This window comes from Serratia sp. J2, assembly GCF_046269175.1.
In the GTDB taxonomy this organism is placed as follows: Bacteria; Pseudomonadota; Gammaproteobacteria; order Enterobacterales; family Enterobacteriaceae; genus Chania; species Chania fonticola_C.
Map to the genome: position 1 here is coordinate 230,157 of NZ_JBKABN010000005.1, position 18,906 is coordinate 249,062.

Annotated in this window: 19 protein-coding genes; 3 read left to right on the forward strand and 16 right to left on the reverse strand. The window is 56.6% G+C overall.

Annotation, left to right across the window (positions count from 1 at the left end):
* Nucleotides 1-140 precede the first annotated feature (140 nt).
* Nucleotides 141-1,283, forward strand: coding sequence for a D-alanyl-D-alanine-carboxypeptidase/endopeptidase AmpH (gene ampH, locus ACKWMY_RS07880; protein ID WP_024527246.1), 1,143 nt, complete (start codon nucleotides 141-143; stop codon nucleotides 1,281-1,283).
* A gap of 11 nt (nucleotides 1,284-1,294) precedes the next feature.
* On the opposite strand, the gene hpaA is transcribed toward ampH, so the two are convergent.
* The 9 genes from hpaA to ACKWMY_RS07925 form a co-directional block, all read right to left on the reverse strand.
* On the reverse strand, nucleotides 1,295-2,191 hold the full coding sequence (hpaA, locus tag ACKWMY_RS07885) for a 4-hydroxyphenylacetate catabolism regulatory protein HpaA (RefSeq protein ID WP_024485495.1): 897 nt from the start codon (nucleotides 2,189-2,191) through the stop codon (nucleotides 1,295-1,297).
* Nucleotides 2,192-2,273: 82 nt separating this feature from the next.
* Nucleotides 2,274-3,644 carry a 4-hydroxyphenylacetate permease gene (gene hpaX / locus ACKWMY_RS07890; RefSeq protein ID WP_024527247.1) on the reverse strand — a complete coding sequence of 457 codons (1,371 nt, stop codon included), beginning with the start codon at nucleotides 3,642-3,644 and terminating at the stop codon, nucleotides 2,274-2,276.
* 11 nt (nucleotides 3,645-3,655) lie between these two features.
* Nucleotides 3,656-4,456: a 4-hydroxy-2-oxoheptanedioate aldolase gene (gene hpaI, locus ACKWMY_RS07895; protein WP_409486133.1), complete on the reverse strand. Its 801-nt coding sequence runs from the start codon at nucleotides 4,454-4,456 to the stop codon at nucleotides 3,656-3,658.
* A gap of 11 nt (nucleotides 4,457-4,467) precedes the next feature.
* The gene (gene hpaH, locus ACKWMY_RS07900) at nucleotides 4,468-5,271 is read right to left on the reverse strand and encodes a 2-oxo-hept-4-ene-1,7-dioate hydratase (protein ID WP_021808005.1); all 804 of its coding nucleotides are present in this window, start codon (nucleotides 5,269-5,271) and stop codon (nucleotides 4,468-4,470) included.
* 14 nt (nucleotides 5,272-5,285) lie between these two features.
* Entirely contained in the window at nucleotides 5,286-5,672 is a 387-nt protein-coding gene (locus ACKWMY_RS07905) for a 5-carboxymethyl-2-hydroxymuconate Delta-isomerase (protein ID WP_074028439.1), read from the reverse strand.
* A gap of 9 nt (nucleotides 5,673-5,681) precedes the next feature.
* Nucleotides 5,682-6,539, reverse strand: coding sequence for a 3,4-dihydroxyphenylacetate 2,3-dioxygenase (gene hpaD, locus ACKWMY_RS07910; protein ID WP_024485491.1), 858 nt, complete (start codon nucleotides 6,537-6,539; stop codon nucleotides 5,682-5,684).
* Nucleotides 6,540-6,645: 106 nt separating this feature from the next.
* Nucleotides 6,646-8,100 (reverse strand): 5-carboxymethyl-2-hydroxymuconate semialdehyde dehydrogenase, encoded by a 1,455-nt coding sequence (gene hpaE, locus ACKWMY_RS07915; RefSeq protein WP_024527250.1) that lies wholly within the window; start codon nucleotides 8,098-8,100, stop codon nucleotides 6,646-6,648.
* Nucleotides 8,097-8,861, reverse strand: coding sequence for a fumarylacetoacetate hydrolase family protein (locus ACKWMY_RS07920; RefSeq protein ID WP_409486134.1), 765 nt, complete (start codon nucleotides 8,859-8,861; stop codon nucleotides 8,097-8,099). The genes hpaE and ACKWMY_RS07920 overlap by 4 nt, the downstream gene beginning before the upstream one ends.
* A 2-nt stretch (nucleotides 8,862-8,863) precedes the next feature.
* The gene (locus ACKWMY_RS07925; protein ID WP_074028437.1) at nucleotides 8,864-9,490 is read right to left on the reverse strand and encodes a fumarylacetoacetate hydrolase family protein; all 627 of its coding nucleotides are present in this window, start codon (nucleotides 9,488-9,490) and stop codon (nucleotides 8,864-8,866) included.
* Between the two features lie 260 nt (nucleotides 9,491-9,750).
* On the opposite strand from ACKWMY_RS07925, the gene hpaR reads away from it, so the two are divergent.
* Complete coding sequence (gene hpaR, locus ACKWMY_RS07930) at nucleotides 9,751-10,194, forward strand: homoprotocatechuate degradation operon regulator HpaR (RefSeq protein WP_409486135.1); 444 nt, start codon at nucleotides 9,751-9,753, stop codon at nucleotides 10,192-10,194.
* A gap of 165 nt (nucleotides 10,195-10,359) precedes the next feature.
* Here the strand turns inward: hpaR and ACKWMY_RS07935 are convergent, their stop codons facing one another.
* From ACKWMY_RS07935 to ACKWMY_RS07965, 7 genes are all read right to left on the reverse strand, one after another.
* Nucleotides 10,360-11,151: an SDR family oxidoreductase gene (locus ACKWMY_RS07935; RefSeq protein ID WP_211135799.1), complete on the reverse strand. Its 792-nt coding sequence runs from the start codon at nucleotides 11,149-11,151 to the stop codon at nucleotides 10,360-10,362.
* Between the two features lie 4 nt (nucleotides 11,152-11,155).
* The gene (locus tag ACKWMY_RS07940; RefSeq protein WP_065683654.1) at nucleotides 11,156-11,947 is read right to left on the reverse strand and encodes a MoaF C-terminal domain-containing protein; all 792 of its coding nucleotides are present in this window, start codon (nucleotides 11,945-11,947) and stop codon (nucleotides 11,156-11,158) included.
* A gap of 10 nt (nucleotides 11,948-11,957) precedes the next feature.
* Entirely contained in the window at nucleotides 11,958-12,740 is a 783-nt protein-coding gene (locus ACKWMY_RS07945; RefSeq protein WP_261458557.1) for an SDR family NAD(P)-dependent oxidoreductase, read from the reverse strand.
* A complete protein-coding gene (locus ACKWMY_RS07950; RefSeq protein WP_074028433.1) occupies nucleotides 12,733-13,320 on the reverse strand; it encodes a DUF3156 family protein in 588 nt (195 codons plus the stop codon). Before ACKWMY_RS07950 ends, ACKWMY_RS07945 begins: the two co-directional genes overlap by 8 nt.
* A complete protein-coding gene (locus tag ACKWMY_RS07955; protein ID WP_309205891.1) occupies nucleotides 13,295-14,788 on the reverse strand; it encodes an APC family permease in 1,494 nt (497 codons plus the stop codon). The genes ACKWMY_RS07950 and ACKWMY_RS07955 overlap by 26 nt, the downstream gene beginning before the upstream one ends.
* 111 nt (nucleotides 14,789-14,899) lie before the next feature.
* On the reverse strand, nucleotides 14,900-16,078 hold the full coding sequence (locus tag ACKWMY_RS07960; RefSeq protein ID WP_409486136.1) for an anaerobic sulfatase maturase: 1,179 nt from the start codon (nucleotides 16,076-16,078) through the stop codon (nucleotides 14,900-14,902).
* Nucleotides 16,075-17,787 (reverse strand): arylsulfatase, encoded by a 1,713-nt coding sequence (locus ACKWMY_RS07965; RefSeq protein ID WP_409486137.1) that lies wholly within the window; start codon nucleotides 17,785-17,787, stop codon nucleotides 16,075-16,077. The genes ACKWMY_RS07960 and ACKWMY_RS07965 overlap by 4 nt, the downstream gene beginning before the upstream one ends.
* Nucleotides 17,788-18,204: 417 nt before the next feature.
* On the opposite strand from ACKWMY_RS07965, the gene ACKWMY_RS07970 reads away from it, so the two are divergent.
* A complete protein-coding gene (locus ACKWMY_RS07970; protein WP_024485482.1) occupies nucleotides 18,205-18,864 on the forward strand; it encodes a helix-turn-helix transcriptional regulator in 660 nt (219 codons plus the stop codon).
* Nucleotides 18,865-18,906 lie beyond the last annotated feature (42 nt).

The window sequence follows — 18,906 nt, forward strand, 5'->3', positions numbered from 1 at the left end:
TGGTGCCCGTTTAGCAGAATACGGCGCCCCTATCATTGAGCAACATTGCCACTTTTACCACATGCCAATCGCGCCGTAGCGCATTACACTAGCGGACAACTTACGCCTTCCCTGTCACATTTTTAAATGGAACACGACCGTTGAAGACCTCACTCTCCACGTTATTGCTGGCGCTTGGCCTGTGTGCCGTGCCGTTAGCCAGCCAAGCGACCGACGCGCAGCTGACCTCACAGATTGTCGATCAATATGCTGAACATATCTTCTTTAACAGCGGCGCAACCGGTATGGCGCTGGTGGTTATCGATAATAATCAGGTAGTTAACCGCAGCTTTGGCGATACCAAACCGGGTAACGATCTGCGCCCACGGCCAGACTCGCTGATCCGCATCGCCTCCATCACCAAGCTGATGACCAGCGAAGTGATGGTCAAAATGGCAGCGGAAGGTAAGGTCAAACTCACCGATCCACTGCGCAAATATGCTCCCAAAGGCGCTATCGTCCCTGCCTACAATTCACGCCAGCCGATTACCTTGCTGAACCTGGCAACGCACACCAGCGCCCTACCGCGTGAGCAACCCGGTAAGAAGCCACCGAAAACGCCGGTGTTTACCTGGCCCACCAAGGCACAGCGCTGGCAATGGTTGTCTCATGCCACCATTACCGTGCCACCGGGCGTGCGGGCGGCCTACTCCAACCTGGCCTACGACCTATTGGCCGATGCGTTGTCACGTGCCGCTGGCAAGCCTTATAACGCCTTGCTGCGTGAGAAAGTCACGGGTCCACTGGGGATGGTTGATACCACACTGACGCCAAGCGTAGAGCAGTGCTCACGCCTGATGGTGGCCGCTTCTGGGCCAAGTGCCTGCCGCGACACCACGGCCGCCGGAGGCAGCGGTGGCGTTTACTCAACGCCGCGCGATATGCAACGCTGGATGCAGCAGTTCCTCTCCTCCAACGTATCTGGCGCACGCAAGCCAACAGCCTTGACCGAACAAACCATGTATTTCCAGCGCAAAGATCTGGCGTCACTAAAAGGCATGGATGTACCGGGTGAAGCCTCTGCTTTAGGATTGGGCTGGGTATATATGGCACCGAAAGACGGCCTGCCGGGGATCATCCAGAAAACCGGCGGTGGCGGCGGCTTCATCACCTATATGGCGATGGTGCCGCAGCAAAATATCGGCGTGTTCGTGGTCGTTACCCGCTCGGAATTGACCAAATTCACCAATATGAGCGATCCGGTCAACCGGCTGGTCGCGGATTTGGTGGCGAATAAAGGCTAAGCCGATCCCACTTACGACAGGACATGTTGCGTAGCGCGATAGGCGGAAGGTGAACAGCCTTCCAGCCGATTGAAGAAGCGAGCGAAATAGGCGGGATCTTTAAACCCCAGGCTGTAGGCCGTTTCATGCACCGTGCAGGCGCTGAACAGCAGCAGCCGTTTGGCTTCACGCAACAGGCGATCGAAGATCAGCCTTTTGGGTGGCCGGTTGGCAAAGCGGCGGCACAGGTCGTTGAGGCGTGATTCCGTGACCCCCAGCGACTGGGCATATTCCGGCACCGACAGGTGATCGCGAAAACGCTCGTCCACCATCTTGTTAAAACGCTGGAACAGCTTCAGTTCACCGCGCACGCCGCTGGCGGCCTTATCATCCAATGAGGTATTGCGCAGCATCAGCGTGAAGACCGCCTGGGCCAGCAATGCCAACGTCTGCTCGCGCCCGGCCATCTTTTGGCTAAACTCGCGGGCGATCAGTTCCCAATAATGCCCAAGCGCCGCCAACTCCTGTGGCACTGCGGCCAGCGAAAGGCAAATCCCCGGCATATCCAGCGCCAGATTGCTACCCGGATACAGGCGCTCCAGCAACGGCCAGATCAGTTCCTGGCGTACCGTTAACACGTGGCCGTCGCTGTCTGGTTCGGTGAAAAAGGCGTGTGGCACCGAAGGCGGGGTGAGGATAAACAGCGGAGCCTGCACCGAATAGTGTTGATCGTCCAGCTGCAGCTCTATCCTGCCGGTGGCCAGATAATGCAGTTGGAAGAAACGGTCGTGCCAGTGCACCTGCATATCCCGGCCAAAAAACGCCGCCAGCCCGGCAAAGGTTTCGTAGTGCACCTCATCAGCGGCGTAACGCGCGTCATACTCTTTGCCAATATCGATATTGGCGATAAAGCCGGTACTTTTCTGCACGCTGTCCTCCGGTGAAAATAAGACAAGGAAATCCCCCGCTCCCAAAAGGAGAGGGGGCGTCGCCTGAAGCAATATCCAAAGTTTATGGCGTGGCCCGTGGGCGTGAATCCTTCATCGGGATACGCCATACCAGCACGGCCCCGATAATCAACAACGCCGAGACAAAATAGAGCCCGGAGTTAAAGCTGCCGGTCACATCCTTGAACCAGCCGATCAACAGTGGGCTGACCGCCGAGCCGATGTTACCGGTGGCGTTGATCACCGCGATCCCCACCGCTCGAGCTTCAAAGCTGATTGACTGATCCGGCGTGGTCCAGAAGATCGCCATCGCGGTAAACGAGCCGACCGACGCCATCACGATCCCTAACAGTTGGACCATACTGTGATTGGTCGCCGAAGCCAGCAGCCAACCCGCCGCGGCAAACAGATAAGGCAGTGCGGTGTGGAACTTACGCTCCTGCAGGCGATCCGAACGTTTACTCCACCAGATCATACCGGCGATGGTACAGATTTGCGGGATCGCCGCCAGAAAACCGATCATGATGTTACTGCTGCTCTGGTTGAAGCTCTGCAAGATCTGCGGCGTCCAGATATTGATGGCGCTCAGGGTATTGGTGAGGCAGAAATAGGCCAGCGTATACATCAGCACCACCGGTGTCAGTACCTCACGCCACAGGCTGCGCTGTTGCAACGCCCGGTGGCTGCTTGGCCCTTCCGGCTGCACCAGTTGCAGTTTGTCGGCTTCCATCATCGCCTTCAGGCTGGCCTTCTCTTCGCTGGTCAGCCACTTGGCCTTGGCCGGCGTGTCGTCCAGATAGAACCACACCACCACGCCGAGGATCACCGAAGGAATGCCTTCCAGCAGGAACAGCCATTGCCAACCTTTCAGGTTCATCATGCCGTCCAGCGCCAGAATATAGCCGGACACCAACGAACCCACCGCCATCGTGACGGGCATGGCAATCATAAACAAAGCGTTGGCCCGGGCGCGGTAGAACGCCGGGAACCAGTAGGTGAGATACACCAGGATCCCCGGCAGGAAGCCCGCCTCGGTAATACCGACAATCATCCGCAGCACGTACAGACTGGTTGGCCCAGTGGCAAACATGGTGCAGGTAGAAGCAATGCCCCACAGCACCATGATGGTGGCGATCCAACGCCGTGCCCCCACCCTGCTCAGCATCATGTTGCTGGGGATGCCGAAGATCACGTAGGTGACGTAAAACAGCGTTGCGGCCAGGCCGAACATGGTGGAGCTAAGACCGAGGTCCTGCTTCATGGTCAAACCGGCAAACCCGATGTTGATACGGTCAAGGAACGAGAAAACAAACAACACAAATAAGAAAATAATCAGGCGCCGAAATAACTTTTTAATCACCGACTGCTCGGTGGCGGTTAACGCTTTATGTTGCTCTGCCGGGTTCAGTGGCTTGAGCGAATCGACGTTGCTCATGATGACTCCGATTAGTAAACGCTCTGGGATGGAGGTGGCTCCGCCGCTTTATCCTGTTTGAAACTGCTGAGCAGGGAGTCTGCCGCCCGTACCAGCAGAGTGGTATCCACGCCAACGGCAACAAACAACGCCCCGGATGCCAGATAGTGCTGCGCCAGTTCCTGCTGTGCCATCAGGATGCCCGGTGCCTTGCCTGCGGCACGGATGCGGGCAATGGCATCATCAATAGTGCGCTGCACTTCGGGATGCTGCGGATTACCGGCAAAGCCCATGTCGGCACTCAGATCCGCCGGGCCGATAAAGACGCCGTCGACCCCTTCCACCTCCAGGATGGCATCCAGATTTTTCACCGCCTCTCGGGTTTCGATCTGTACCAACACACACATCTGGCTGTCGGCAAGATGCAGGTAATTCGGCACCCGGTTCCAGCGCGAGGCGCGAGCCAGCGCACTGCCAACCCCGCGAATGCCGTTTGGTGGATAGCGGGTAGCCCGCACCGCCTCCTGCGCCTGTTCGGCGTTTTGGATCATCGGGATCAACAGGGTTTGCGCACCAACGTCCAGCAGTTGCTTGATCAGCACCGGATCGTTCCAGGCCGGACGCACCACCGGATGGCTGGGATAAGGCGCCACCGCCTGCAACTGCCCCAATACCGTTTGCAGATTGTTAGGCGCATGTTCGCCATCGATCAGCAGCCAGTCGAACCCGGCGCCGGCCAGCAGTTCTGCGCTGTAGCTGCTGCACAGCCCCAGCCACAGGCCGATCTGCGGGCGTTTTTCCTGCAAGGCCTGTTTGAAATGGTTAGTTATCATCGTGTTGCTCCTTAGACAAACCGGCAGCTGATGCAGCCCATCGGACCATAGTCGGCATGGAAGGTATCGCCGCGCCGTGCCGCCACCGGGCGGGTGAAGGAACCGCCAAGGATGATTTGCCCGGCCTCCAGCTCCACGTCATACGGGGACAGCTTATTAGCCAGCCAGGCCACGCCGTTGGCCGGGTGATTGAGCACCGCCGCCGCCACGCCAGATTCTTCAATCACGCCATTGCGATACAGCAAGGCACTGATCCAGCGAAGATCCAGCGCATCAGGCTTGATCGGCCTGCCGCCCATCACCACACCGGCGTTGGCAGCATTGTCGGAAATGGTGTCGAACACCTTGCGTGGCCGCTGGGTTTGCGGATCGACGTTATGGCTGCGGGCGTCGATGATCTCCAGCGCCGGGATCACATAGTCGGTAGCGTTATAGACATCAAATAGCGTGCAGTTCGGCCCACGCAGCGGCTTCGCCAGCACAAACGCCAGTTCGACTTCGACGCGTGGCACGATAAAGCGATCGATCGGAATGTCGCTGCCATCGTTAAAGAACATGTCGTCCAGCAGCGCGCCGTAGTCCGGCTCGGTGATCTGCGAGCTGACCTGCATGGCTCGCGAGGTCAGCCCGATCTTATGCCCCTTCAGCGTGCGCCCTTCGGCGATCTTCAGCTCAACCCATTGGCGCTGGATAGCATAGGCATCTTCTATAGTGATCTCCGGGTGATCCAGCGATAACGCGCGGATCTGTTCCCGGCTCTGCTCGGCCTGATGCAGGCGCTGCACGGCTCGGCTCAGTACGTCTTTATCCAGCATTTACCACCCCTTGTTCAGTCCTTGCTAAACAGCGCATGAACGTTGTTTTGCTTGTAATTCAGCACCGGATCCAGCTCTTCCATGGTGAAAGAGAGGGCCAGATAGCGTTTGGCCATCAGCGCTGCAAAGTGATCCTTGATCAGGATGAACAGCATTTCGCCCACCTGTTGGCGGCTTTCCAGACTGCGGCCGTGGCCTATCTTCAGCGTCATATGCACAAAGGCATAGTTCTGCTTGCCGTCGGCCATCTGCCAGGTATCCAGCCAGATGGCGCGGCTCCGGATGCCAGCCAGCGGGAAGATGCCGGTTTCCGCCAGTGCGTGATTAACCTTCTCGAACAGCGCTGGCAAATCCGCCTCCCGGCGGATGTTGTCGGTACATTCAGCGTAAAAATGGGGCATTGGGTATCCTCAGGCTTGAGCGGGAAGCGGGAATATGCCGTTGACCTGGCCGGTTCCGGAACTGGCAAACAGCGGGGTAACGAACTCCACCTTGCCCTGGTACTTGTCCCAGCCCAGCAGGCCCAGCAACATCACGGTGTCGTGCATATTGCCTTCGCCATAGCAGTAATCGGCGTACTCCGGCAGCATTTCGCAAAACTCGCGGAAGCGCCCTTCTTCCCACAGTTTCACTACCCGTTCGTCCATCTGCTGGTCGAACTGGCGGGTGTAGCTGTTCATGCCCTGCTCGGCACGTTGATCGTCGATAAAGCGGTGTGACAGCGAGCCGCTAGCCAATACCGCCACGGTACCGTCGTATTTCTCAATCGCAGTTTTGATCGCTTCGCCCAGGCGGCGGCTATCGGCAAAGTCATGCACGGTGCAGAAGGCAGAAATGGAGATCACCTTGAAGTGGCGGTCGCTGTTCATGTAGCGCATTGGCACCAGCGTGCCGTATTCCAACTCCAGGCTTGGGATCTCATGGGCCTTGGCACGTACGCCAAGCTTGCGGGCTTCATCGGCAATCATCTGCCCCAGCTCCGGGTTGCCGTCGTATTCATAGGTCATGTCACGAATGAAGTGCGGCAGCTCGTTGCTGGTGTAAAGCCCTTTAAAATGCGAGTTACAGTTGATGTGGTAGGCGCTGTTCACCAACCAGTGGGTGTCGAATACGATAATGGTGTCGACGCCCATTTCACGACAGCGGGCGCTGATCTCTTTGTGACCATCAATGGCGGCTTGACGGCAGCCATGGTGTTCTCCTGGCAATTCAGACAGGTACATCGAAGGAACGTGTGTAATCTTTGCGGCTAATGCTAATTTACCCATATGTCCTCCTATCCCCTTTATCTTTCAGCCTGCAGCACGGCTGGCCGCAGGCTGATATCTATCGGGTCTAGTCCTTGGTTGTTGTTTTAAAGGGCACGGAGCTATCTCACACTCCCCAACGTGGGATCGGATGATCCCCCATGGAGATACAAACGTTTTTCATCTCGGCAAACACTTCGAAGCTGTACTCACCGCCTTCACGGCCGGTGCCAGAGGATTTCACCCCGCCAAACGGCTGGCGCAGATCGCGTACGTTCTGGGTGTTGACGAAAACCATACCCGCTTCAATATTGCGGGCCAGACGCAAGACTTTGCTCACATCCTGCGTCCAGATGTACGACGCCAGGCCGTACTCCACATCGTTGGCCATGCGCAGGCCGTCTTCTTCTGATTTGAACGGCAGGAGGCAGGCCACCGGCCCGAAGATCTCTTCCTGCGCGACACGCATACTGTTGTTAACATCGGCCAGCACCGTTGGGCGCAGGAAGTTGCCATGGCTCAATCCGGCCGGTTTGTCCGGGCCACCAGCCAACAAAGTGGCTCCTTCTTCGATACCCAAGCGAATATAGCCGGAGACTTTTTCCCAGTGCTGCGGGCTGATCAACGCACCGACCTGGGTATTGGGATCCATCGGATCGCCCACGCGCAGGCGGTTGGCACGCTCGGCAAAGCGTTTGACGAATTCCGGGTAAATACTTTCCTGAATAAAGATGCGTGAACCTGCGGTGCAGCGTTCACCGTTAATCGAGAAGATGGTGAACAGCGCAGCATCCAGCGCCCGCTCGATATCGGCATCCTCAAAGATCAGCACCGGTGATTTGCCGCCCAGCTCCATCGAGAATTTCTTCAGCCCGGCGCTTTCAATAATGCGGCGGCCGGTTGAGGTCCCCCCGGTGAAGGACACCGCACGCACGTCTTTATGGCGTACCAGAGCATCTCCCGCCGTTGCGCCATAGCCTTGCACCACGTTCAGCACCCCGGCAGGAATACCGGCTTCCAGCGCCAGTTCACCCAGGCGATCCGCCGTCAGTGGCGACAGTTCGGACATTTTCAGCACTGCGGTATTGCCCAGCGCCAGGCAAGGCGCGGTTTTCCAGGTGGCGGTCATAAACGGCACGTTCCACGGCGACACCAGCGCACACACGCCCACCGGTTGGATCAGCGTGTAGTTGAGCATCTTGTCGTCTACCGGGTAGGTGCGGCCATTCATCTGCTGGCAGATCTCGGCAAAGAACTCAAAGTTGTGCGAGGCGCGTGGGATCAGCACGTTTTTGGTCTGGTGGATCGGCAACCCTGTATCTGCGGTTTCCATCTCGGCAATCTGCGGTACGTTCTGGTCGATCAGTTCACCCAGGCGACGCATCAGACGTGCCCGCTCTTTCATCGGCGTATTGGCCCATTTCGGGAAGGCTTCTTTTGCCGCAGCGACTGCCTGGTCGATTTCGAGCTGGCCACCGGACGCCACTTCCGCCAGCACTTCGCCGTTAGCCGGGTTGGTGGTGGTGAAATACTCTTTACTGGCGACGTTTTTGCCGTTGATCCAATGGTTGATGGTTTTCATCCCTTGCTCTCCTCGTAATCTTTTTCACTGATGATGTGGTTAACCAAGCGGCCAATGCCTTCGATCTCCACCACAATTTCATCCCCAGGCTGCACGTCGGCCAGCCCTTTCGGCGTGCCGGTGGCGATCATGTCGCCAGGCTGCAACGTCATAAATTCACTCAGGTATTCGATCAGGAACGGGATGTCGAAAATCATGTCAGCGGTGGTGCCGCGCTGGCGCAGCTCACCGTTAACGTAGGTGCTGAGCGTCAGGTTATGCGGATCCGCAACATCGTCACGATCGACAATGTAGGGGCCGATAGGCGTCAGAGTGTCGCGGCTTTTCACCCGCAGGTTGGGGCGATAGTAGTTTTCCAGGTAGTCGCGGATGGCGTAGTCGTTGCACAGGGTGTAACCGGCCACGTAATCCATCGCCTGTTCACGGCTGACGTTACGCGCAGTTTTACCGATCACCGCCACCAGCTCGGCTTCGTAGTGCATGTATTCCACCTGCGCCGGTCGCACGGAAACCTGGCGGTGACCGCTCAGGCTGTTTGGCCCTTTGAGGAACACCAAAGGCTCTTCCGGCGCTTTAAACTCCAGCTCACTGGCGTGATCGGCATAGTTCAGGCCGAGGGCAAATATCGTGCCCTGCGCCGGTGGCAGCCATTCCACATCGTGCTCATCGAGCTTGCTGCCATCGGGCAGGATAACACTTAACTGGTCGTCTACGGTGACGTTAACAATCTGGCCATGATGGCGGATACGAGCATGTCTCATGGTTATTCTCCTGCCTGCGTCACTTGGTTGGTAAGGGTTGGCAAACCTGCGGCCCGCACCGTCACTTGATCACCCGGCTTGATCTCAACCCGCTGGTGTGGCGTGCCAATCAGCACCGCATCCCCCGGTTGCAGGGTAATAAAATCGCTGATGGCGGCGATCAGTTCCGGCACCGAACGCACCAGATCGGCCGTTGACCAGCGATCCTGCTCCACGCCGTTGATTTCGGTGATAATTTCCAGATTGCGGGTGCTCGCCAATGAAGCCACCTCTCCCAGCGGGCAGAAACCGTCACGGCATTTGGCCTTGATCGCCGGGCGATAGAAGCTGGTTTCCGGCAGGCTGACGTCGTTAGCCAAGGCATAACCGGCCACATAATCGGCCACCTTATCCGCCGCCACCTTGCGGGCGGTGCTACCAATCACGACTGCCAGCGTTGCGCCACTTTGCACGGTTTCACCGGCCGGGAACGGAATGCTGCCGCCGTTGGCAAGATAGGTATTACGCGGTTTGATAAACCACACCGGCGTCTTGGGCGGCGTTTGGTAAGGGGCGGCGCGAAACGCCTGATCCCAGGCATCAAGCTGGCTGCGGTGGTTAAGTGCTACGGAAAATACGGTGCCTTTCATGCAGACTCCTTCTACGGTTCGCCAATCATTAATATGTTAATGAATACTTTTATACGCTGTTCAGCATTTACGCAACGTTGTTAATTTAATTTGTGATCGTGATAACGAAATATTCACAAATTATGCACATTAGCGTTATTAATCAGCAGATTAACCTTTTTTGCAGGATTTTTACGTGACGGATCGCGTTTTGCCGTTCTCCGCTGGTCAAAAATTGGCTACTATTAAGTTGTTAATAAAATTAAGCCAAGGCCATCGACATGCATGAATCGTTAACCATCGCCCTGTTGCAGGCGCGTGAAACCGCCATGGGGTTCTTCCGCCCGATCCTGAAAAGCCACAATCTGACAGAACAGCAATGGCGCATCATTCGCGTATTGGCCGATAACCGTTCCATTGAGTTTCATGAGTTGGCCGCAGAAACCTGCATCCTGCGCCCCAGCCTGACCGGCATCCTGTCGCGCATGGAGCGGGATAAGCTGATCTTTCGCCTCAAGCCGGTTAACGATCAGCGCAAGCTGTACGTGTCCTTGACCCAGCAGGGTCAGGAGTTGTATGAACTGGCACGCCACCAGGTGGAACAGGGATATGGGGAGATAGAAGCGGCATTCTCGAAGCAGAAGATGGAGCAGTTGATGGTGTTGCTCGACGAGTTGATCCGCTTGGGGAATCAACATGCCAACAACGTGGTTGCTCACAAATAGCCCAGCCCCCAACCCAGGGAACTGACAGTCCCTGCTCTGTTGGAAGAAAGAGGGGAATCTCAGCAAACTCGATCGCCCCCTAATACAAGGTGCGTCACCGAATTTTCAAACCCACTCGATCGGTCCCCTCGCCCTGTGGGAGAGAGTTAGGGTGAGGGGGCATCCTCAGAGACTAGCAGGTTGAGCTTCCGGCAACAGCGCACCACCATCCACCACCAACGTCTGGCCGGTGATATAGCTCGCAGCCGGTGAGGCTAAAAAGACCATTGCGGCAGCGATATCCTCCGGCTCCCCCAGCCTGCCTAACGGCACCGCAGAGGCAATCGCCTGGTTCACCGCGTCCCCGCCCAGATTTGCCATCGCGGGCGTGCGGATCATCCCCGGCTCCACGCCGTTCACCGTGATATTGTCAGATGCCAGTTCCAACGCAGCAGCACGAATAAAGCCGTTAACTCCCGCCTTGGAAGCCGCATAGTGCGCCAACCCTGGGTAGGCCACCCTTGGCCCTGTGACCGACGAGGTCACCAGAATGCGTCCGCCCCCCTGGCGCTTCATCCACGGCAATGCCGCCTGCGCCAGAAAGAACGGGGCCATCAAATTGACGCTTAACGTACGTTGCAGCAGTTCGGCATCTATCTGGCTAAACGGCCTTAGCGGAAAATAAGCGGCGTTGTGGATCACCACGTCCAGCCGTTGATGCTGCTGCGCTGTCAGTTCTACCAGCTCGGCAATCTGCCCTGCATCAGCCATATCACAACCTGCGGCTTGCACTTGCCAACCCAGCTGGCACAGGCTTTCAGCCACCTCCTGCGCCTTTTGCCGTTGTAGATCGGCCATCACCACCTTGGCCCCCAAACGAGCAAAGGCGCTGACGATCGCCAGCCCAATGCCCTGCGCACCGCCGGTCACCAGCACCACCTGCCCGGTAAACGCATCACTGGCATAAATCGCCGTCATCGGCTCAGGCCTTTGGGTAATGCGTGGTGTTAAGGATCTGCGCGTGAGCGCCCACGGCAAAGTTGCTCAGGCTGCTGAAATCACTGCCCTGATAGCCGAGGATCTTGCCATCGGTGCGCATCTCTTGCAGATCGATCATCACCACGCCCAGCGTTGGGATGATTTTTTCGCGCCAGACGAACAGATACAGCTTTTCCGCCACTTTGACGTAATGGCAGCGATCAACATCCGCCAGCCCTTTCTCGACCCCGTCCAAACACTGCCAGGCGTAGAAATTATTGTTCAGATAAATATGCTCATAGCGCTCCGTCGGGCTGTAGGTATACATATTACGCATCCCGATCAGTTCGTCGGTAAACTGTGGCAACGGTGCATCGCTGTTGTCCAGGCGGCCAAAGCGGAATTCAGCATTCACCGCAGTCAGCGGCAAGCCCTGCTCCACCCGGCTAAAGGCATCCAGCCGCGCCTGTGACTCATCCGGTAACTGACCATAGACGGCGGTAAAGTTACCCTGCTGACGATCGCACACCAGCGTAACGCTGCCGCTGGGCCGCTGCGGATCGAGGAAATCGATAAACAGGATCCCCGGACGAATGCCGGTGGCTCGGTAATCAACCCGTTGATCTCCCCACTGCAGGGTTTGATCGTCGTTAAAGCTGCAGTGCACCGTTTCCCCTTCGGCAAAATGGAACGCCAGCGTAGTACCGGCTAAATCCTGCTGTGCCAGCGTATGACTGTGAGGAGCGAAACCTTCCGCCAATGCGCCAACCTGAATAAATACCGCTTCTGAACTCATGACAATCTCCTTACAGGGAAGTGAAAGCTAAGGTCGGCACATCGACAATGGTGGAGCCGCCATCGGCCACCAGCGTCGCGCCGGTAATAATTGACGCCTGCGTTGAGCAGAGAAAACGACACACTTGGGCAATCTCTTGCGCACTGGCCGGGCGGCGCAGCGGCACATCGCGACAGACATGTTGATAGGCCTGCTCGAGCGTTAAGTTATGTGCCGCCATCAACGGCTGCATTTCTTCATCGGCCATCGGCGTTGTCACCCAGCCGGGGCAAACGGCGTTGGCACGCACGCCCTGTGGGCCATAATCACGAGCGATGGAACGCATCAGCCCAATCAACGCGTGTTTGGCGGTGACATAGCCACATACCTCCGGCCCGGCGGCCAACGAGGCAATCGAAGCCACAAACAGCAGATTGCCGCCGTGCTTCACCAGCTCCGGCAAACAGGCCCGGGCGCTGGCAAACGCGCTATTGAGGTTGCTGTCCAGCGCTTGCTGCCATTGGGCATCAGTGACTTCAGTAATACGGCCCAACCCCATCCCGCCAGCGCTGGCGATCAGGCAGTCGATACGTCCGGCCTGCTGTAAAATCGCTGGCAGAATGTCGGTGTGCCAACTGGCTCCGCTGGCGGCGTCCCCAACTACGGCATGTGCTCCAATCTCCGCAGCCAAGGCGTTCAAGGGTTCGCGGCGGCGACCAACGATAAACACCTGGTCCCCCTCCTGCACCAGCAAACGCGCACAAGCAGCGCCAATGCCGGTTCCGCCGCCGGTAATGACCACCACTCTACTCATTACATTTCTCCATCAACTGGCCGATCATCAGGAAACTACTCAGCAGCAAGCGCCGCTGCTCGGCCTCCAAGCGCAGATAGCGACGGCTGGCGGGTAGGCGGCTGACCACTTCGGAAGCGGCAAAATGCTCAATATCCAACTGCCAGCGGCCCTCTGTTATCGTGAGCGTGGCGCGGCGAAAATCGAGCTTGGCTAGCGTCTCACCGATTTGTGGGTATTGCTGCAACGCGGCGATCAACTGCCGAGCGCCATCATGTTTGGCCTTGGTGCGATAAATCACGCCATTACGGCGCAACCAGCCGCCGGTGATGATGTTGAGCACCAACGGTTCGGTAAAGCGGGTACTCCCTTGCAAACGAAAACGGTGGGTGACGATATGCGCCAAAAACAGTGATTGCACCTGTTCGGCCACCTCGATCACCGGCCCTTGTGGCAAGGTGAGGCGTAACTGAGTCGCAGCCACCCGTTCACAGGCGTAAGGCCGCAGGTTATTGGTCAGGCGTTCCATCGTCGTTCCCGGCCGATAGCCCGAAGGATCGCGGTGCCAATAACGATTAAGTGAGGGAAGTAAGCCGATCAAATTCCACCTCCGCAGCTTCTGCCTTGTTGAAGGCACTCTCCAGCACCTCTTCCACCGGCACCGGTTTAAACGGATTCACCTTCTGTACGCACAGGGTCCAGAACAGCGCATAGGCGGAAGTCAGGCCGATCATGATGCCAAAGGGGATGTAGACATCGCGTGGGTTCATGCCCGGTGGTGTGATGTAGAAAATCGCCAGCACGATACCGACGCTGGAGACAATCTGTGGCAACGGGAACCAAGGGGATTTATAGGCGCGTGGCAGATCCGGACGGCGGATACGCAGGATCACCACCGAGCAGGTCACCAGCAGGTAAGCCACGCCCCAGGCACATACGGCGGCCAGCACCATCGGCATAATGCGGTCCAGATTGCCCTGAATGGCAAAAGCATGAACGCAGGGGATCAGCACCGCAGCGGCAATCGCGACTACCGGAGTTTTAAAGCGCGGGTGCAGATAGGCGAAGATGCGTGGCATAGCGCCATCCAACACCATGCCGTAGATAATACGTGGTACCGCCGCCATCAGGGTGTTAATGGTGGCCGCCCCGGCCAGCAGCAGCCCGATGCCCAGCCAGTATTTACCGAAGTTACCCATGATCTGACCAGCAAATGCCGGGATAGCCATCGGCGTATCCAGCAGGTGCACGTTATTGGCCGCATCCACCACCACGTTTTCCACCTGGTGGCTCAGTGCCGCACCGTATAACGCCATGCACAGCGCCACACCGCACAACCCCAAAGACATGGCCCGTGGGATCACCCGGTGCGAACGTTTAATCTCCGGCGCCATCGGCGTCACCAACTCGCAGCCGACGAACATAAACATCGCCATGCCGACCAGGCTGAACACCGCAAAGGGATCGCCGACATCCAGCGTGGTGCCAAACCAGCCTTCCAGCGGTACGGCATGCGGCAGCAACAGCCCGGCGATCGAAAAGATCATCAAGGTGCTCCACATGCAGAACGTCAGCACGACCTCAGCCTTGCCAAAGGCTTCGATGCCAAACGCATTCAGAATACCGAAAATGATCACCAGCCCCACGCCGATCATCCATGAGCTGTTATTGCTCTCCATCAAGGTGTTGAGATGCTCAAAGTTCACCAACGCCATGATGCCGGAAAGAATGGTTTCGGCGGTCCCGGCAAAGATATGGACGATCAGATAAGCAGACAGGGTGCCGGTAATGGCAAAAAAGCGCCCCATACCGCAGGAGATATAATCATATACCGAGCCGGTGGTGGGCAGGATTGCCGCCGCTTCGGAGAAGGTGGTGAGCTGGGCTTGCATCATGATAAAGGCGATCAGCATCGCCAGCGCGAAGGTGTCACCGCCGATACCAAAACCGCTGGTAACGGTGAGGATCACCGGGCTGGCCATGATCACCCCAACCGAACTGGCTAACGTGGTGGGGAACCCGACCTTGCCCCGTTCTAGCTGGGCATTGAGCCGCGACGACAGGTTCATGGTATTTCCTCTTATAGTGGTTTTGACCCGGTGTTGTAGCCGCCAAGGGCGGTAATCTCACTATAGGAAGGAAAGCAAAAGGCTGGCTATCGTCCTTAAGGACGAGGTTGATTAACTTGTGGCAGAAATCACGCTGGAGCGCCACATCATCGCCCCTTGCGACGTTCTGGCAAAACTACGTAACGGTGCCAGCACCTCAGAGAAGAAAGCGTAGTAACCGGCACACAGTCGGTTGTAGCGATCCTTACCGATATGCGCCGGGCAACCGCCCTGGCACACCATCTTCACGCTACAGCTCTGGCATTCGCGCCGCAGGCTCTTGGTTTTACCAAACTCCATCTCGATGGCAGTATCCACATACTCGGCAAACTGACTGGCAAGATCAAAACGGCCCAACCTATGCTTGGCGTCGATCAGATGATCGCAGGCATACACACTGCCGTCCGGCTCCATCACCAGATTGCCACCGCAGCGGGCAGAGTGGACACAGTTGGGGCTGACGTGGGTGAAATACTGCGCGTAAACGTGCTCAATATTCATGATAAAAACCTGGCCGAGATGGCCCTGGCCACGCCAGCGGCGGTAGATCGCCACCATAAAACGCCCCCAGTTGGCGGCACTCAAGCCATAACCTGCCGCCGGGGCATCGCCTTCCAGCATCAGTGGCTGAAACTGTAGGTAACGCACACCCAACGCGACAAAATGGTCGTACATCTCCTGTGCCCGCTCAGCTACACCATCATGTACCACCACCAGCAAATTGAATTCAATCTGATGCCGCTGCAATAACGCAATACCACGCAGAGCCGCATCATAGCTGCTGTTGCCACGTTTATCCGGTCGATGGATATCCTGGATCTGGCGGTCGCCGTCCAGACTGACGCCGATAATAAACTGGTGCTGTTTAAACAGGCGGCACCAGGCCGCGTTCAATAGAGTGGCATTGGTTTGCAGACTGTTGCTGATCGATACGCCCGGCGGCGCATACTTTTGTTGTAACGCCAGTGCCCGTTTGTAGAAACCGATCCCCGCCAACAACGGCTCACCGCCCTGCCAGACAAAGTTGATTTCCCGGCTGTAGCGCGGCTGGCTGGCGATATACTGGCGGATAAAACTCTCCAGCAGCGCCTCATCCATCTTCTGCGCTTGGTCCCGCTGCGGGTAATAACAGTAGTTGCAGGCCAGATTACAGCCTGCACCGATCGGCTTGACCAACATATGAAAAGGCACGCTGGCGCGCGGCACAGCATTCACCGGGATCTGCTGCGCGCGCAGCAAGGCAATATTCACTCTGCCGCCTGCAATACTGGCTTCTGGGTCACAGGATCTAAACCGATGTAGCGATGGGTTTGTAGATCAACGCCCAGATAGTCGATCTCTTTACCTGCCGCCTCAATCACCATGCCCTTGTCGGCATACTGCTGATATTCGCCACTCAGGCGTTTAACTCGATCGGGCTGGCTAGCCGCCAGATCGCGGGTTTCCAACGGATCGTCTTGCAGATTGAACAGCCCCCACGCCGCCATATTCGCCTGCGGCCCACCGGCGACTAACCGCCGCAGCTTCCAGATGCCATCGACATAAGCCGCCTGGTTATGCAGCTCTACGCCATAGGTAGAACGCGGCGCGGCGGCGATATCACCGCTGAAATAGCGTTTAAAGCTCACGCCAATCATCGGGATGGCAGGCTTGGCCTTCAGGGGTTTGCTGGTATCAATATTGGCAAACTCATACAGCGTTGGCGCAATATCGTAGACCGCCATCGGCGTTTTATCGATGCCACCTCGCTGCTTCAACTGCGGGGCAGAAATGATGAAATCGGTATTGATCCCACCCTGCGCACTGGTGGTTTTATGGTAATTGGCATAAGGCGCGTTGCTGACGTTGGCCCAGTGCGGCCCGTAAGAAATAAACGATCCCTTGCGGCCCAGGTTGGCGTAACTGTTGTCGAACTGCTGCCAAAATTCAGGTTTGGAGCCGTAGTAAAAACCGCTGGCCGGGTTGGCACCGTTGTCGGTGGCAAAGATGATAATGGTGTTCTTATCACGCCCGGTCTGTTGCAGTGTTTTCATTACCCCGCCGATCTGATCGTCCATATAGGCGATCATCGCCGCATACACCTGCATGGTTTTGGCCGCATATTTCCGCTGTTCCGGCGTCATGGCCTGCCACTCTTTTTCCAGTGCCAAATGCGGCATTGGCGTGCTGTCGGAAATAATCCCCAGCGCCTTCAAGCGGTTGATACGTTGCTGGTATACCTGCTGATAACCCGCATCATATTTGCCGTCAAATTTGGCGATCCAGTCGTCAGGAGCCTGTAGCGGATCGTGTGGCGCGGTAAACGCCAGATAGGCAAATACCGGCTGGTCTTTTGGCGTGTCGGTGATCCATTGCTCCAACTGTGTGGCGTAAGCTTTGCTGGAGTAAAAATCCTGCGGTAGGGAAACGCGCTTGCCGTTCAGGGTATAGAAAGTATGGAAGGCTTCAACCGTTCCCAGGGGTACGGCGTCGTCAAAATGGCTGGTACCACCACCCATAAAGGCAAAGGCGCGTTCAAAACCGCGATCGGTTGGCCCGGCTCCGTCGGTATAGCCCAGGTGCCATTTGCCCGCCATCATGGTGGCATAACCAGCATCTTTAAACCGTTCCGGCATGGTGGTAACCCGATCGGTCAGCCGCATCTCATAACCGGGGCGGGCGACGGTGCTTTCGTACCACCACATGCCACCCATGCCAGCCTGCTGGTTGGTGTTGCCGGTCATCAGCATCGAGCGCGCTGGTGCAGACATTGGCGAAGTATAATATTGGCTCATACGTACCCCCTGTTCCGCCAGAGCTTGCAGGTTGGGCGTGGGGATCTCACCGCCAAATGGGCTGATATCGGAGTAACCCATATCATCCGCAATAATGATCAACACGTTAGGCCGCTCACCGTCTGCCGCATGAACCATGCCCGATAATGCGCTGCTCAATGCCACCGCCAAGGTCTTTTTCTTCATCACTGTCAGGCCTCATCTTTTTATCTGGTGTAGAACGCCAAGTTTTGCAGTGTAGTAAGTCATCGAAAAGTTTGGCTATCGTCCTTAAGGACTAGCCCGGAGGAGAGCGAAAATGGCAAGGGCGTGGCGCGGAGCAGAAGAGGGAGAAACGAGAAATCACTTTAAATTCAGCAGCAACCGTCAATATCATTCATTAATGTATTAATGAAACCACTACTCATCGGCTGTTGGATACTCCACCACTCAGCATGGGGATGTTGTTATTAATGTATTTTATTGCAATCCGGCTCACGTTGTTAATATGTTTTCGTTGTGTTGCATAATTGCTACACCTATGCTTGTATCGTTCACATATTGTCCAGATACCTTTGCAGGTGTCCTTCAGGGTACTGAGCGATCAACGGAGGAAAATGCATTATGACCACCACATCATCCTTCATGCGTAACGACGCTTTTATCTCAAGCTGTCTGAATACCATTGCGCATCTGATCCCAGTTTCAGCCGGGGTTTTTTATCTGGTGGACCCGGACCTGCGGCCAGATCACTACATTCTTCATGGTATTAGCGATGATACCCATCAGCAATATCTGGACCATTTTCAACAGCTGGACCCGTTAAAACCGGCCAACTTCCACCAGCAAGACATCCAGATGGTGAACATGACGCCAGCGGCGATCGCCAATAACCGCCACTATTATCACGACTTCATGCTGCCCAATCGCATGCGAGACATGACGGAGATTTTTATCCGCCAGCGTAAGCGGATTATTGCCGGGGTTTCTCTGATCCGCGATACGCCGTTCACCGAACTGGAGCGCAGCCGCTTACGTGCGGTGCTGCCGTTGATCGAGTTGGCCACCCGCGATCTGCTGCCAGACAGTGAAGCCCAGTTGCTCACCGCCAAAGAGCAGGAGATCGTCAATATGGTGCGTGAAGGGGCCAGTAATAAGCGTATCGCCTTGAAGCTCGGCATTTCTCTATCGACGGTGAAAACCCATATGCGCAACATCTTTGCCAAAACCGCCGTGGTCAACCGCACCGAACTGGTCTCCAGCGGTTTTATTGCCTACGGCTGATCCTGACTAAAGCAGCAACAATCAACCATCCGCCAATGCTGG